15 protein-coding genes are annotated in these 14,136 nt (G+C 41.0%); 2 read left to right on the forward strand and 13 right to left on the reverse strand.

Going from position 1 to position 14,136, the window contains the following annotated elements; genetic code table 11:
- The 13 genes from whiA to rlmD all read right to left on the reverse strand — a co-directional run bounded on the left by whiA (nucleotide 1) and on the right by rlmD (nucleotide 12,443).
- A complete protein-coding gene (gene whiA, locus QM874_RS05295) occupies nucleotides 1-912 on the reverse strand; it encodes a DNA-binding protein WhiA (protein WP_414316498.1) in 912 nt (303 codons plus the stop codon).
- The gene (locus tag QM874_RS05300) at nucleotides 909-1,886 is read right to left on the reverse strand and encodes a YvcK family protein (RefSeq protein WP_414316499.1); all 978 of its coding nucleotides are present in this window, start codon (nucleotides 1,884-1,886) and stop codon (nucleotides 909-911) included. The genes whiA and QM874_RS05300 overlap by 4 nt, the downstream gene beginning before the upstream one ends.
- Entirely contained in the window at nucleotides 1,883-2,773 is an 891-nt protein-coding gene (gene rapZ / locus QM874_RS05305) for an RNase adapter RapZ (RefSeq protein ID WP_414316500.1), read from the reverse strand. The genes QM874_RS05300 and rapZ overlap by 4 nt, the downstream gene beginning before the upstream one ends.
- 51 nt (nucleotides 2,774-2,824) lie before the next feature.
- On the reverse strand, nucleotides 2,825-3,205 hold the full coding sequence (locus QM874_RS05310; protein WP_001140424.1) for a RidA family protein: 381 nt from the start codon (nucleotides 3,203-3,205) through the stop codon (nucleotides 2,825-2,827).
- Nucleotides 3,206-3,214: 9 nt separating this feature from the next.
- Entirely contained in the window at nucleotides 3,215-3,802 is a 588-nt protein-coding gene (gene yihA / locus QM874_RS05315; protein WP_049494688.1) for a ribosome biogenesis GTP-binding protein YihA/YsxC, read from the reverse strand.
- Between the two features lie 8 nt (nucleotides 3,803-3,810).
- On the reverse strand, nucleotides 3,811-5,043 hold the full coding sequence (gene clpX / locus QM874_RS05320) for an ATP-dependent Clp protease ATP-binding subunit ClpX (protein ID WP_006145154.1): 1,233 nt from the start codon (nucleotides 5,041-5,043) through the stop codon (nucleotides 3,811-3,813).
- 31 nt (nucleotides 5,044-5,074) lie between these two features.
- Nucleotides 5,075-5,245 (reverse strand): hypothetical protein, encoded by a 171-nt coding sequence (locus QM874_RS05325; RefSeq protein WP_000442255.1) that lies wholly within the window; start codon nucleotides 5,243-5,245, stop codon nucleotides 5,075-5,077.
- Nucleotides 5,245-5,751 carry a dihydrofolate reductase gene (locus QM874_RS05330; protein ID WP_414316501.1) on the reverse strand — a complete coding sequence of 169 codons (507 nt, stop codon included), beginning with the start codon at nucleotides 5,749-5,751 and terminating at the stop codon, nucleotides 5,245-5,247. Before QM874_RS05330 ends, QM874_RS05325 begins: the two co-directional genes overlap by 1 nt.
- A gap of 127 nt (nucleotides 5,752-5,878) precedes the next feature.
- Nucleotides 5,879-6,397, reverse strand: a complete 519-nt coding sequence (locus QM874_RS05335; protein ID WP_414316502.1) for a Dps family protein — start codon at nucleotides 6,395-6,397, stop codon at nucleotides 5,879-5,881.
- 149 nt (nucleotides 6,398-6,546) lie between these two features.
- On the reverse strand, nucleotides 6,547-8,328 hold the full coding sequence (locus tag QM874_RS05340; RefSeq protein WP_414316503.1) for an ABC transporter ATP-binding protein: 1,782 nt from the start codon (nucleotides 8,326-8,328) through the stop codon (nucleotides 6,547-6,549).
- Nucleotides 8,329-8,338: 10 nt separating this feature from the next.
- Entirely contained in the window at nucleotides 8,339-10,075 is a 1,737-nt protein-coding gene (locus QM874_RS05345) for an ABC transporter ATP-binding protein (protein ID WP_414316504.1), read from the reverse strand.
- 124 nt (nucleotides 10,076-10,199) lie between these two features.
- On the reverse strand, nucleotides 10,200-10,958 hold the full coding sequence (gene tpiA, locus QM874_RS05350; protein WP_075232122.1) for a triose-phosphate isomerase: 759 nt from the start codon (nucleotides 10,956-10,958) through the stop codon (nucleotides 10,200-10,202).
- A 117-nt stretch (nucleotides 10,959-11,075) separates the two neighbouring features.
- Nucleotides 11,076-12,443: a 23S rRNA (uracil(1939)-C(5))-methyltransferase RlmD gene (gene rlmD / locus QM874_RS05355; RefSeq protein ID WP_414316505.1), complete on the reverse strand. Its 1,368-nt coding sequence runs from the start codon at nucleotides 12,441-12,443 to the stop codon at nucleotides 11,076-11,078.
- 55 nt (nucleotides 12,444-12,498) lie between these two features.
- Here rlmD and QM874_RS05360 point away from each other — a divergent pair, with 55 nt between their 5' ends.
- Together QM874_RS05360 and recX are read left to right on the forward strand one after the other, a co-directional pair.
- Nucleotides 12,499-13,272, forward strand: coding sequence for an aminoglycoside 3'-phosphotransferase (locus QM874_RS05360; protein ID WP_414316506.1), 774 nt, complete (start codon nucleotides 12,499-12,501; stop codon nucleotides 13,270-13,272).
- A 10-nt stretch (nucleotides 13,273-13,282) separates the two neighbouring features.
- Nucleotides 13,283-14,059: a recombination regulator RecX gene (gene recX, locus QM874_RS05365; RefSeq protein ID WP_414316507.1), complete on the forward strand. Its 777-nt coding sequence runs from the start codon at nucleotides 13,283-13,285 to the stop codon at nucleotides 14,057-14,059.
- Nucleotides 14,060-14,136 lie beyond the last annotated feature (77 nt).

Genomic DNA, 14,136 nt, shown 5'->3' on the forward strand with positions numbered 1-14,136 from the left:
CTATAGCTCATCTGCAATTTTGTTGATCTTTCTCAGGCGATGATTGACACCACTTTTGGTGAGTGGATTTGTCAAACTGTCTGCCAATTTTTGAATAGAATAGTCTGGATGCTGAATACGCAGACGGGCAACTTCCTGCAAATCTGCTGGCAGATTATCCAAGCCAATTCTATCTTTGATTTTACTGATATTATTAATAGTTTTCATACTCGCTGAAACCGTACGAGCAATATTTGCCGTCTCTGCATTATTGGCCCGATTGAGATCATTTCGAGTTTCTCGGAGAATCTTGACACCTTCAAAAGTATCACGTGCCTGCATAGCTCCTACTAAAATCAGGAAATCCATAATATCTTCTGCTCGCTGGAGATAGGTCACTGCACCTTTTTTTCGTTCGATAACCTTAGCATCTAACAAAAACTGCTGCAAGAGCGAAGCAATCCCTTGGGCATGATCTAGATAAACTGAACTAATTTCCAGCTGATACTTGCCTGACTCGGGATCCCGAATACTCCCATTTGCTAAAAATGCACCACAGAGATAGGCACGACCTGCTTCTTCATCTCCTAAAATATCTGGATCAATTCCCGTCTCCAGACCAAAGAAAGAATCAGCCAAACGCAAATCCGCTAAAAGTTCTTGGACTTGTTCATCTGTAAACACAGTATAGACCCGATTTTTACGAAGATTGCTTCTCTGATGATGACGAATCTCCGACTTAATACCATAAAAGTGTAAGAACGATTCATAGAGATGGCGGGCAAGCTTGGCACTCTCTGTAACAACGGATAAGGTCAAGCCAGAACTAGACAAACCTACGCTTCCAGACATCTTAATAATGGCTGATAACTCATAGCGACTCAGGTGGTGTTGACCTAGGATTTCTTCTTTTACTGCTACTGTGAAACTCATTTTCTCACCTGTATGATGCGCATTAATTCATCCACGATTAAATCCCCATCATGGAAGGCACCACCATTTTCCAAACGTAGGAAGTTGGATGAAATGACACGGGGAACTTGTTGATACAAACCATCGAAATCATGCTCAACCTGAACTAGATACTCATCAAAACGGTTGGTGTCCATATAGTCTCTTGGAACCTTTTCAATATTAACAAGTACTGTATCAATAAAGGGACGACCAAGATGACGATGCAAGACTTCCACATGATCACTATCTGTAAAATGCTCAGTCTCACCACGTTGGGTCATGATATTGCAAACATAAGCCACCTCTGCTTTGGTTTCAAGAAGTGCTTGTCCAATCTCTTCAATAACAATATTAGGCAAAATCGAAGTAAAGAGTGAACCTGGGCCCAAGACAATCATATCACTCTCAAGAATGGTATTCACCACTCGACGGCTAGCCTGCGGTTTCTCATCATCAAGCGTATTAGTGACGTAAACATGATCAATCATGCCTGGATGATCAGCAATGTGACTCTCGCCAGCTACCTCTGTCCCATCTTTAAAGACAGCATGGAGTGTCAAAGGATGGTCACTTGATGGGAAAATCTTCCCTGTCGTATGGAAAAACTTACTCAGTAATTGCATGGCATTATAGGTCGAACCCTGCATTTCAGATAATCCAGCTATGATAATGTTTCCTAATGGATGACCAGCAAAGGCACCTGCATCCTCTGAAAAACGATATTGAAAGACTTTCTCATAGAATTTTGGCATATCCGACATGGCAACGAGGACATTACGCAAATCACCTGGTGGTGTTAACTGTTGAATGTTTTTACGAAGTTCACCTGAAGAACCTCCATCATCAGCAACAGTTACAATCGCTGCGATCTCGACATCCTTTTCCCTTAAACTTTTTAAGATAACGGGGATTCCAGTTCCCCCACCAATCACCGTAATTTTGGGTTTTCTCATGAACGGTTTACCGTTTCCTTTCTTCGATCTTTATCACGATGACTTTCATTTACTGGCCAATTTTTAGACAAATCATTTGCTAAACGCTTGGCAAAAGCCACACTTCGGTGTTGACCACCAGTACAACCAATCGCAATAGTTAAGACTGATTTGCCTTCTTTTTTATAGCCTGGTAGGATTGGTTCAACCAAGGCTGATAAATGGCGGTAAAAGTCTTCGGATTCCTCATGTTTCATGACATAGTCGTAAACAGCTTGGTCCTCACCTGTCTGATTGCGAAGTTCTGGTAGATAGTAGGGATTTGGGAGGAAACGGACATCAAAAACTAAGTCGGCATCAATGGGAATGCCGTATTTAAAGCCAAAAGACATGACCTCAATACGGAAGGACTGCGTTTGTTCTTGGTCCGAAAATTGCTCTGCAATAGTCTTGCGAAGTTCACGGGGGGTTAATTCTGTTGTGTCTACTACATTTTGGCTCATATTTTTCAGTGGAGCCAAGAGTTCGCGTTCCAACTTAATCCCATCTAAAATACGACCATCTGCTGCCAGAGGATGACTTCTTCTAGTCTCCTTGTAGCGTGCCACCAATTCCTTATCAGCTGCATCCAAAAAGAGGATTTTAAAGTCCAAATCATCTTGATTTTCCAATTCATCTAAGACAGCCTGAATCTCTGAGAAGAAAGAACGACTACGCATATCAACCACTAGGGCCAACTTATGATCATCATCCTTGGTCTCAACCAACTGCAAGAACTTTGGCAAGAGGGCAGGTGGCATATTATCAATGGTAAAATATCCTAAATCCTCAAAGGATTGAATGGCTACAGTTTTTCCTGCACCACTCATTCCTGTCACAATCACCAGGTGAAGTTGTTTCTTTGTCATCATTGTCTCCTTATATCAAAAGAAGTTTGGAAGAACCAAACTTCAACTCGCTTATCCAATCTCTGCGATGACTTCAATTTCGACTTTTACATCGCGAGGAAGACGAGCTACTTCTACAGCTGAACGAGCTGGAAATTCCTTATTAAAGGCTGTTTGGTAAACCTCGTTGAAGGGTACAAAATCGTTCATATCGCTTAAGAAGCAAGTTGTTTTCACCACATGGTCAAAATCAGTTCCTGCTTCTGCCAAAATTGCTCCAATGTTTTTCAAGACTTGTTCTGTCTGTTCTTGAATCGTTTCTCCTACGATTTCTCCAGTTTCAGGAGATAGGGGCACTTGACCGCTAGCAAACAAAAGGTTACCAACGATTTTCCCTTGAACGTAAGGTCCGATTGCCTTTGGAGCTTTATCTGTATGAATTGTTTTTGCCATATGTATTCCTCACAATTTTTCTAAAATAGCATCCCAAGCTTGGTCCATTCCTGCTTTTGTCACGGATGAAAAGAGGATAAAATCATCGCTTGGATCAAAGTTTAATTTCTTTTTAATAGCTGATTCGTGCTTGTTCCATTTCCCACGTGGAATCTTGTCTGCCTTGGTCGCCACAATGATGACAGGAATCTCATAATACTTAAGAAATTCGTACATCTGTACATCATCTGCTGACGGATCATGACGAAGGTCAACTAAACTAACCACTGCACGCAGATTTTCCCGAGTGGTTAAGTACTCCTCAATCATGCGCCCCCACTTTTCACGTTCCTTTTTGGAAACGCGAGCATAACCGTAACCAGGCACGTCCACAAAGCGCATCTTATCATCAATATTAAAGAAATTAAGCAATTGTGTTTTTCCTGGTTTTCCAGAGGTGCGAGCTAGATTTTTTCGATTGAGCATGGTATTGATAAAACTAGATTTACCAACATTTGAGCGACCTGCAAGAGCAATCTCTGGAAGTTCATCCTGCGGATAGTGGGACTTGTTGGCTGCACTCAGCAAAATCTCAGCATTGTGTGTATTGATTTCCATAGTCACCTCTAGGCTGTCTCTAGGATTGGTTTAGCCGTTCCGTCAACTGCTTCTTTTGTGATACGAACTGTTTTCACATTTTCTTGACTTGGAACCTCAAACATAACGTCTAGCATGGTTTCTTCAATAATTGAGCGAAGACCACGCGCACCAGTTTTGCGTTCGATGGCTTTGTTTGCAATTTCCTGGAGAGCTTCGTCGTCAAATTCAAGTTCTACATCATCATAAGAAAGCAAGGTCTGGTATTGTTTGACCAAGGCATTTCTTGGCTCCTTCAAGATGCGAACCAAATCATCCACAGTCAACTGCTCCAAGGCTGCAAATACCGGCAAGCGACCAATCAACTCAGGAATAATACCGAATTTTTGAATATCTTCTGCAATGATTTCTTGCATGTAAGAGCTGTTTTCGTCAATAGCCTTGTTGTTTTGTCCGAAACCAATAACTTTTTCTCCCAAACGCTGTTTGACAATCTCTTCGATGCCATCGAAGGCACCACCCACGATAAAGAGGATATTCTTAGTGTCCACTTGAATCATTTCTTGTTGTGGATGTTTGCGGCCGCCTTGAGGTGGTACGCTAGCTACAGTTCCCTCGATAATCTTGAGGAGGGCTTGTTGCACACCTTCACCAGAAACATCACGTGTAATAGAAACATTTTCGCTCTTCTTGGCAATCTTGTCGATTTCGTCTACGTAGATAATTCCACGCTCTGCACGTTCGATATTAAAGTCAGCTGCCTGCAAGAGTTTGAGGAGGATATTTTCCACGTCCTCACCGACATAACCAGCCTCAGTAAGAGCTGTTGCATCAGCAATGGCAAAAGGTACATTCAAACTTCTAGCAAGAGTTTGAGCAAGGAAAGTCTTCCCTGAACCAGTTGGGCCAATCATCAAAATGTTTGACTTTTGCAAATCCACATCTTCTGACTCTTCACGAGTGTCATGGAAATTGATGCGTTTGTAGTGGTTATATACAGCCACTGCCAAGGCACGTTTGGCACGATCTTGACCGATCACATAGTGGTTCAAGATGTTTAGGAGTTCGATTGGTTTTGGTACTTCAGACAAGTCTGCTAGGACTTCCTCTGCCAACTCCTCACGAATAATTTCCTGGGCCAACTCCACACATTCATTACAGATAAAGGCGTTGTTCCCAGCGATTATTTTTTTAACTTCTTCTTGGCTTTTGCCACAAAATGAGCAATAAACCATCATATCATTTTTCCTATTTGTAGGCATGATTCCCTTCCGTTCTAAATGATTTTTCTATCTAAAATAAGGTCATATAAAAAGCATGAATGCTATTCACCAAGTTTGTAAAAGCATTAAGCCAAAGCAGAGTAGCAAGTCCAAAGCGCTTTTTACGAAAAGCGTGTGTTCCAGCTACAAGACAGACAGCACACAAAAGAGCTGTAAAAAATCCAAAAATACTGCGCTCCATTAGACTTCCTTTCTCTTTCTATATTCGATGGTAAAATCATAGGCATTTTTCTCATCCTTGGTATAAGATTTACTTGCAACAGTCTCAAAAACAGTCAAGTCAAAATCTTCTGGGAAATAGGTATCCCCTTCAACTTGAGCATGGATTTGTGTCACAATAATCTCATCAAGATAAGGTTCAAAAAGCTGAAAAATCTGCTTGCCACCGATGATGTAGAGATTTTTATCCTGATGATGATACCAGTCTAAAACATCCTCAACATTTTGAAAGACCAGAGCACCTTCAATTGACTCTTCGGGATTGCGCGTCAAAATCAAGGTTTCACGTCCTGGAAGTAAACGTCGTCCCATCCCATCAAAGGTGACACGCCCCATCAAGATGGCATGATTCAAGGTTGTATCTTTAAAATGTTTTAACTCTGCTGGCAAATGCCATGGCAAGCGATTCTCTTTTCCGATTACACCCTTTTCATCTTGAGCCCAAATGGCTACGATTTTCTTTGTCATGCTTTCATCCTTTTCATTGATAGTTCTATTTTATCAAAAATCTTGAAAAAAGACTGTTTTGGAACGCCCTTCGAAATAGAAAAAATCCGTAGAGAATTTCTACGGATTTTTGATAAAATAGAGTATCTTACAAACCAGGTGCTTGTCCTAATTCTGCCGCAAGCATCCAGACTGTTTTTTCAAGATCTGCCTTAGCACCAACGAAGATATCGTTTGTTACATCATCACCTTCTTCATCTGTTACATCCAAAGCTTTTTGGAAAAGAGTGATAAGGTAACGATAAATAGCTAGAACACGCTCCAAGCTTTCTTCAACGTTACGGAATTCTCCTTCTTCTTCTTCGATTTCACTGTGTTGAAGGAATTCTGTCAAAGTAGAGTAAGGTTTGCCACCAAGAGTGATCAAGCGTTCGCTGATTTCATCAAGGTAACCATCTAGGCTATCCATGTATTCATCCATCTTAGGATGCCATACTTGGAAACCACGACCACGCATGTACCAGTGTACTTGGTGAAGGGCAATGTGAGCCACATACAAGTCTGCTACTGCTTGGTTAAGCACTTCCTTTGTTTTTGCTAGCGCTTCAGGCGCTGATTTAGATAATGTTGTTACGTCTTTTAATGCATCTTTTTTCAATTCTACCATTTTTCTCACCTCATAATATTATTTTTGCAACCATATTTATTGATTACTACCTCAGTATACTACACCTAGTAGACAAAAGCAAGAAAATTAACCCATATTAAAAAAGTTGTAATTGACTGATAATTTAAGAAAATGAGTGGCTATTTATCCTAGCTATTTTCTCTGTTTTTACTAGAGAATTGACTTCGGTAAAGGTCATAATAGAAACCTTTTGCAGCTAGGAGACTTTCATGATTTCCTTGTTCGATTATCTGCCCATCTTTCAGCACCAAAATTTTGTCAGCTTCCTGAATAGTCGAAAGTCGATGGGCAATGACAAAGCTGGTTCTTCCCTCCATCAAACGCTTCATAGCCTTTTGAATCAAGAGCTCCAAGCGGGTATCGACTGATGATGTCGCTTCATCAAGAATTAGAATTTTTGGATCCGCCAAGAGAGCACGCGCGATAGTTAACAACTGTTTTTGCCCAAGAGAAATATTGCTTGACTCTTGGTTCATTTCCATGTTATAGCCACCAGGAAGGGTGCGGATAAAGTGGTCAACATTGGCCGCCTTAGCAGCTTCAACGATTTCCTCGTCAGTTGCCTCAAGATTTCCAAAGCGAAGATTTTCCTTGATACTGCCTTCATAGAGCCAGGCATCCTGTAGGACCATCCCAAACTGTCGACGATAGTCCTGACGAGATAAGTCTCGAATATCTTGTCCATCGACTAAAATAGCACCTGCTGTCACATCATAAAAACGCATGAGAAGGTTAATCAAGGTTGTTTTCCCTGCTCCAGTAGGTCCTACGATGGCCACCATCTCTCCAGGTTCAACATCTAGGTTGAAATTGCGAATCAATGGTTTGTTTTCCACATATTGGAAATCGACATTTTTGAAACTAACTTGGCCTGTCAATGGTGCCAAGTCTTTTACTTCAGCAGTTTGGACTTCTTCCTGTTCATCTAGAACTTCGAAGACACGATCAAGCGAAGACTTAGCACTTTGCATTTGTCCTGCTAATTGAGTAATATTTTGGATTGGCTGGCTGACTTGCCACACATACTGAACGAAGGCCTGCATATTACCAATCGTCAAGCGACCTGCAATAACCTGCAAACCACCTAAGACAGCAACAATCAGGTAGGTTAAATCAGATACGATGTGAAGGGCAGGCATCATCAAACCTGAAATAAAGCTCGCCTTAAATCCGACTTGTTGCAATTCATCCGTAATCTTTTCAAATCTCTCTTGAGAGTTTTCTTCGCGTCCGAAAAGTTTTAGAACATTGAAACCTGTCAAGTTTTCCTGTACAAATCCATTCATACGTCCCAATATAGCTGCCTGCTGTTTAAAGTACGGCTGCGAACGATTCAGAATCGTTTTAGCACCAAAATAAGTAATCGGAATCGACAAGATAACAATGATAGCCAATTGAAGATTTAGATAGAGGACCATTCCCATAACAAAAATAATGGTAAAGACTGCATTAACAATCTGTAAGAAGGATTGTTGGAGTGCATTAGATACGGTCTCTACATCGCTAGTAAAACGACCTAGCAAATCTCCAAACTGGTGCTTATCAAAGTAAGACACAGGGATGCGGTTGATTTTTTCGCTCATTTCATTTCGCAAATCCTGTATCATAGACTGCACCGCATTGGTCATGAAATAGTTTGAGTAGTAAGAACCCAACTCATAAAAAAGGCCACGCAAGAGATAGATCATCAAAATCACTGCGATATAGCTAGTATTAATACCTGCTCCTGCAACACCATTTGCCATGGCAAGGAGGTTGCTGGTTAACTCAGTGATAGCAAGCCCCAATACGAAAGGCTCGATAACACTCATAATGACGCTGACTATTTTCAATAAGACTGCAAAGAAAACAGAGAAACGGTAGGCTTTTAAATAGCTCCATAGACGGGCTAGACTAGATTGTTGTTTCATCCTTTACCTCCTATTCTTCTGTCAGAGACGCATTTTTTAGCTGCGACTCAGCAATTTCTCGATAGATGTCATTGGTTTCCATCAATTCTTCATGACGTCCACGACCAACGATTTCGCCTTTATCAAGGACGATAATCTGGTCCGCATCCATAATGGTTCCAACACGTTGCGCAACAATCAATACCGTAGCATCTTGAGTCACTTCCTTGAGACGACGACGCAAGATTGCATCTGTACGGTAATCCAAGGCTGAGAAGGAATCATCAAAGATATAGATATCTGGACCCTTGATGACTGCGCGGGCAATCGACAAGCGTTGCTTTTGACCACCTGATAGATTGCTTCCCCCTTCAGCCAGATGAGTTGCAAAACCTTCTTCTCGACTTTCGATAAAGTCCTTGGCTTGGGCTACATCAGCTGCTTGGTGCAAGTCCTCATGACTGGCGTCCTCTTTTCCGTAACGGAGATTATCTGCGATAGTCCCTGTAAAGAGCAAGGCTTTTTGTGGAATAAATCCAATTTTCTGGCGGAGTGATTTGAGACGGTAATCCCGGACATCAACACCATCGACCTTAATTTTCCCCAGTGTAACATCATAAAAACGAGGAATTAACTGAACCAGAGTAGACTTACCTGACCCAGTCGAACCGATAAAAGCAATGGTTTCTCCCGGTTTAGCAGTAAAGGAAATGTTATGCAACACAGGGCTTTCTGTTTCCCCAGGATAGGCAAAGGTTACATTATCAAATTCTAAGTAACCATGTGTTTCTGTTTCTTGAATTCCGTCCTCATTTGGATCAATGGAAATAGGCATATCCATGATTTCCTTCAAACGTTCACTAGATACAGCCGTTCTAGGGTACATGGTAAAGAGGTTTGACAGGAAGAGGAAGGACAAGAGAGCGTGGAAACTATACTCGATGAAGGCTACCAAATCCCCAATCTGCAAACTTCCCTGTTTGAGAGGATCCAAAGCAAACCAAACGATAGCTACAATCATAGCGATAATGATTTGTACAAACAGTGGCTCCGTCAAACCAGTCAATTTGAACAAACGATTCGAATTCTCCGCATAGATTGCATTTTTCTCTTCGAAACGTTTTTCTTGGAAATCTTCACGAGCAAAGGCACGAATCACTCGTAGCCCCATCAAATTTTCACGGACATACTGGTTAATCTTATCCAAAGTTTTCTGTTGTTTTTCAGATAAGGGACGCGTTTTCACTGCCACATAAAGGACTACTACGGCTAGGAAAGGAACGGAAAAAGCGACAATCCAGGCTAGTGAAGGACTTGTCAAGAAAATCATGAGAATACTCGACAACATCATCATGGGAGTGATAACACCCAACTTAAGCGTTTGTTCCGCAAACTGCATAAGGACAAAGGCATCACTGGTAATACGAGTGACTAGTGAAGACACACCAATTTGTTCATATTCGTGATGAGAATACTCTTGTAATTTAGCATAAACATCATTTCGCATGTCCTTAACCATATTGGTGGTCAGTTTACTAGCAGCATAGGATAGAACAACTCGCCCAAATGTTCCCAAGACGATAATAACCAACATTACGATAGCCCAAAAATAGAGCTTTTCTTCATTACCTTGATTAATCCCCTGGTCAATCATACGAGCAAGAACAGTCGGTAGACCAAGATTGACAATAACAAAGAAAATAGCTCCGAAGAAGTCTAAAACTAGCCACTTGGGATAACGTTTGAGATAAGACCAAATATAAAGCATAATTCTCCTTTCTTTTTCTTCTAAAATGCAGAAAAGAGCGTGCTTTCGCACGCCATTTTACTAAAAAGAAGACAGGCAGTCCAAACCTCTAGAGGGGGAACTGTCTGTCTCAGATATTTGAGGCTTATTTTACAAAGTCAAGCAATGCCAAGAAGCTTTCTGGGTCAAGTGATGCACCACCAACAAGAGCTCCGTCAACGTCTGGACAAGCCATGTATTCAGCAACGTTTTCAGGTTTAACTGAACCACCGTATTGAACACGTACTTTATCAGCAACTTCTTGACCGAAGTCAGCAGCTACAACGTCACGAACAACTTTACACATTTTTTGTGCGTCGTCTTGTGAAGCTGATTTACCAGTACCGATAGCCCAGATTGGCTCATAAGCGATAACTGATGAAGCTACTTGTTCTGCAGTCAATCCTGCAAGAGCAGCTGAAACTTGAGCACCTACGAATTCAGCAGCTTTTCCTGCTTCGTAAGTTTCAAGAGACTCACCACAACAGATGATTGGAAGCATACCGTTAGCAAAGATTGCTTTTGCTTTTTTGTTGATATCTTCATCTGTTTCGTGGAAGTAGTCACGGCGTTCTGAGTGACCGATCACAACATAGTCAGTACCGATTTCTTTCAAAACTTGTGGGCTAGTTTCACCTGTGAAAGCACCTGCATTTTCAAAGTAGCAGTTTTGAGCAGCAACTTTAAGGTTTGAACCTTTAGCAGCAGCAAGAACAGTTGTCAAATCAAGAGCTGGAGCTGCGATACCTGCTTCAACAAGGTCTGCTGAAGGAAGTTTTGATGCTACAGCTTCAACGAATGCTTTTGCTTCTTCTGGGTTTTTGTTCATTTTCCAGTTCCCAGCGATAAATGGTTTACGTGACATTTCACATACCTCTTTTTTCATTTTATTTTCTACTTATTTTATCATATTTAAAGATAGCTTGCAAATCTTACTCTGTAACTAGAAGTCTTCTTTTCAAATACTTTCCAGTTGCCGTTTTTATCTAGAAGCTGGCTTTCTCCTGGTTAATTTGACCACTGCTTCTGTCCTAGCTGTGTGCGGAAACATATCAACCGACTGGATATAATGCAGATCATAGACCTCTACCAGACGGACTAAATCACGCGCCAAGGTAGACACATTGCAGGAAACATAAACCATCTTTTCAGGTGCGTATTTGACAATGGTATCCAAGAGCTTGTCATCTAAACCAGTACGTGGCGGGTCCACAATCAAAGCATCGGCACGATAGCCTTCCTTGTACCAACGAGGGATGATTTCTTCTGCAGTTCCAGCCTCATAGTGAGTATTGGTATAACCCATGCGCTTGGCATTTTCTTTGGCATCCTCAATAGCTTCTGGAATAATATCCATCCCTCTCAGACTTTTAACTTTTTTGGCAAAGGCAAAACCAATGGTTCCAACACCACAATAGGCATCAATCAGATGGTCATTCTCAGTTACGTCCAAGGCCTTAACGGCTTCACTATAGAGAATTTCAGTCTGTTCAGGATTGAGTTGGTAAAAAGCTCTTGGTGAAAGAGAAAATTCATAGTCTAATACACCCTCACGAATACTATCCTGTCCCCAAATAATCTCTGTCTTGTCCCCATAAATCTCACTGGTTTTTGCAGTATTGGTATTGATTGCGACAGTCACTACTTCAGGATAATCCTTGACTAGGTCTTTCACAAATTGAGTCAGATTTAATTGACGATTGGTCACAATGATAATCTGAACTTGCCCAGTTTTCCGTGATCGGCGAACCATGATGGTCCGAACTCCAAGAATTTTCCGTTCATCTGTAATCGGAATTTGATGGTAAGTCAAGAGTTCAGCAATGCGATTGGCAATAGATTGCGTTTCCTTGTCTTGAACAAGACAGTCCTTTAACTCGACCAAATAATGGGAATTCTGAGCATACAAACCTGCCTTGACTTGACCTTTAAACTTTCGTGTTTGAAATTGTAGTTTGGCCCGATAATATTTTGGTTTCTGCATGCCAATGGTTGGTCTGATTTCAAAGCTTTCGTAGCCTGCAGGTGCAAATTTCTTCAGAGCTTGATGGAGAAGATCTGTCTTGAATTCTAACTGCTTGTCATAATGAAGGTGCATGATCTGACAGCCACCACACTCATTATAAATAGTACAGTCTGGAACTACTCGAAACTTAGATTTTTTATTGACCTCAAGCAGTTTAGCCTCAACGTAGTTACGCTTAACCGAAGTCACCTGACAATAGATATCTTCTCCCTTGAGGGCTCCTGGAACAAAAACGAGGGTTTTCTGAAAAAAACCAATTCCTTCCCCGTTAATCCCCATGCGCTTAATTTTTAATGGAATTTTTTGTTTGACTTTTAGATTCATAAGTCTATTATACCACGTAGTTTCTCAATGGTTAAGAATATGTTACAATAAAACCATGAATACAAAGATATCTTTTTCCTCATTGGATTTTCCTGAGCAATTACGAACTTATATAGAGGGGGCAACACTTTCTGAGAGCTCTTCTCATTCAGGAGCAAGAGTTCTCTATCTTGACTCAGGTTACTACTTGAAAATAGATCGAAAGGGAAGTTTAGAGCGAGAAGCTAGCATTGCGAGTTGGTTTGAACAAGAGGGAATAGGAACTCCAGTTATCGACTATGTATCTGCGGATAAAGACTACCTCCTGACTAAAGAGGCTATTGGTCATGATGCTCTCGCTTTTTTAGACCAGCCAGAAAAAATCTGCCGAACAATGGCAGAGGCTCTTAAAAAGCTTCACAGCTTTTGTCCGCAAAATTTTCCATCAGAAAATCATTTAAAAGCCTATAAAGAAAGAGCCTTTAAAAACTATGAAAAAGGGGAGTTCTATGCCAAGGCGCTCCTACCCCAATTCCAGATTAACAGTCGCGAAGAGGCCTTCCAACTCATCCAAGAACAAGGACACCTTTTAGAAACAGATGCCTTTATTCATGGGGATGCCTGTCTACCAAACTTTATTCTAAAAGATGCTAGCCACTTCTCTTGCTTTATTGATCTTGGTTTGGCTGATTTTAGTGACCGGCATATCGATCTTTTTTGGACAGTTTGGTCCCTCAATTACAACTTAAAAGATCCCAAATATGCTGAACTATTTCTCGACTATTACGGGAGGGAACTGGTTGATAGCAACAAACTTCGACTCGTTGCTGCCTTCGAAGCGTTTGGATAAAAGGAAAAACATGAAAATCACAAAACTTGAAAAGAAAAAAATACTCTATCTGCTCGAACTTGATAAGGACCAAACCTGCTACATTACAGAGGATACCATTGTTCGCTTTATGCTAACAAAAGGAAAGGATATTTCAGTTGACGAACTAAGTGAGATTAAATCCTTTGCACAATTTTCCTACGGAAAGAATCTAGCCCTCTACCACTTATCCTTCAAGGCTCGTACTGAAAAGGAAGTCCGAGATTATCTGATCAAACATGAAATTGATGAGAAAATCATTCCCCAAGTCATTCAGTCTCTAAAGGATGACAACTGGATCAACGACCGTCAGTATGCCTATGCTATTATCAGCTCCAATCAACTATCTGGCGACAAGGGAAGCTATATGTTGATACAGAAAATCTCTCAAAAAGGCGTTGCTAAATCCATTATCAAAGAAGTCTTACAAGAATTTGACATGATGGAAGTCGCAGAGCGTACAGCCGAAAAACTACTGAAAAAATACCAGGGTAAGTTACCTGCACGTGCTCTACAAGATAAGATTATCCAAAACCTCACTAACAAAGGTTTTTCCTACTCGGAGGCCAAAGTAGCCTTTGACCAACTGGATAGCCAGGTCGAAGAAGAAACCGTTCAGGAGCTGATTTTTAAAGAGTTGGATAAGCAATACCCAAAATACTCACGAAAGTATGAAGGTTACGAACTCAAGCATCGCTTGACACAAGTTTTAGCACGAAAAGGCTACGATTTTTCGGATATAGCCAGCGCTCTCAGAGAATATCTATAATTTTTTCATGAAAAACTAAGAACTTTAAACAAAAATGTGATACAATAGTAAACGATAAACTTATAAATTGTAGAAAG

Origin of the sequence: Streptococcus infantis, assembly GCF_047463615.1 — a bacterium.
Lineage (GTDB): Bacteria > Bacillota > Bacilli > Lactobacillales > Streptococcaceae > Streptococcus > Streptococcus infantis_X.

Excerpts from the sequence above, each read along its gene's own strand:
- yihA (WP_049494688.1), bottom strand. The coding sequence starts at position 3,802 with ATGGAAATCAATACACACAATGCTGAGATTTTGCTGAGTGCAGCCAAC.
- QM874_RS05325 (WP_000442255.1), bottom strand. The coding sequence starts at position 5,245 with ATGGAGCGCAGTATTTTTGGATTTTTTACAGCTCTTTTGTGTGCTGTC.
- QM874_RS05335 (WP_414316502.1), bottom strand. The coding sequence starts at position 6,397 with ATGGTAGAATTGAAAAAAGATGCATTAAAAGACGTAACAACATTATCT.
- tpiA (WP_075232122.1), bottom strand. The coding sequence starts at position 10,958 with ATGTCACGTAAACCATTTATCGCTGGGAACTGGAAAATGAACAAAAAC.
- QM874_RS05360 (WP_414316506.1), top strand. The coding sequence starts at position 12,499 with ATGAATACAAAGATATCTTTTTCCTCATTGGATTTTCCTGAGCAATTA.
- QM874_RS05300 (WP_414316499.1), bottom strand. The coding sequence starts at position 1,886 with ATGAGAAAACCCAAAATTACGGTGATTGGTGGGGGAACTGGAATCCCC.
- rlmD (WP_414316505.1), bottom strand. The coding sequence starts at position 12,443 with ATGAATCTAAAAGTCAAACAAAAAATTCCATTAAAAATTAAGCGCATG.
- recX (WP_414316507.1), top strand. The coding sequence starts at position 13,283 with ATGAAAATCACAAAACTTGAAAAGAAAAAAATACTCTATCTGCTCGAA.
- QM874_RS05340 (WP_414316503.1), bottom strand. The coding sequence starts at position 8,328 with ATGAAACAACAATCTAGTCTAGCCCGTCTATGGAGCTATTTAAAAGCC.
- clpX (WP_006145154.1), bottom strand. The coding sequence starts at position 5,043 with ATGCCTACAAATAGGAAAAATGATATGATGGTTTATTGCTCATTTTGT.
- QM874_RS05310 (WP_001140424.1), bottom strand. The coding sequence starts at position 3,205 with ATGGCAAAAACAATTCATACAGATAAAGCTCCAAAGGCAATCGGACCT.
- QM874_RS05345 (WP_414316504.1), bottom strand. The coding sequence starts at position 10,075 with ATGCTTTATATTTGGTCTTATCTCAAACGTTATCCCAAGTGGCTAGTT.
- QM874_RS05330 (WP_414316501.1), bottom strand. The coding sequence starts at position 5,751 with ATGACAAAGAAAATCGTAGCCATTTGGGCTCAAGATGAAAAGGGTGTA.
- whiA (WP_414316498.1), bottom strand. The coding sequence starts at position 912 with ATGAGTTTCACAGTAGCAGTAAAAGAAGAAATCCTAGGTCAACACCAC.
- rapZ (WP_414316500.1), bottom strand. The coding sequence starts at position 2,773 with ATGACAAAGAAACAACTTCACCTGGTGATTGTGACAGGAATGAGTGGT.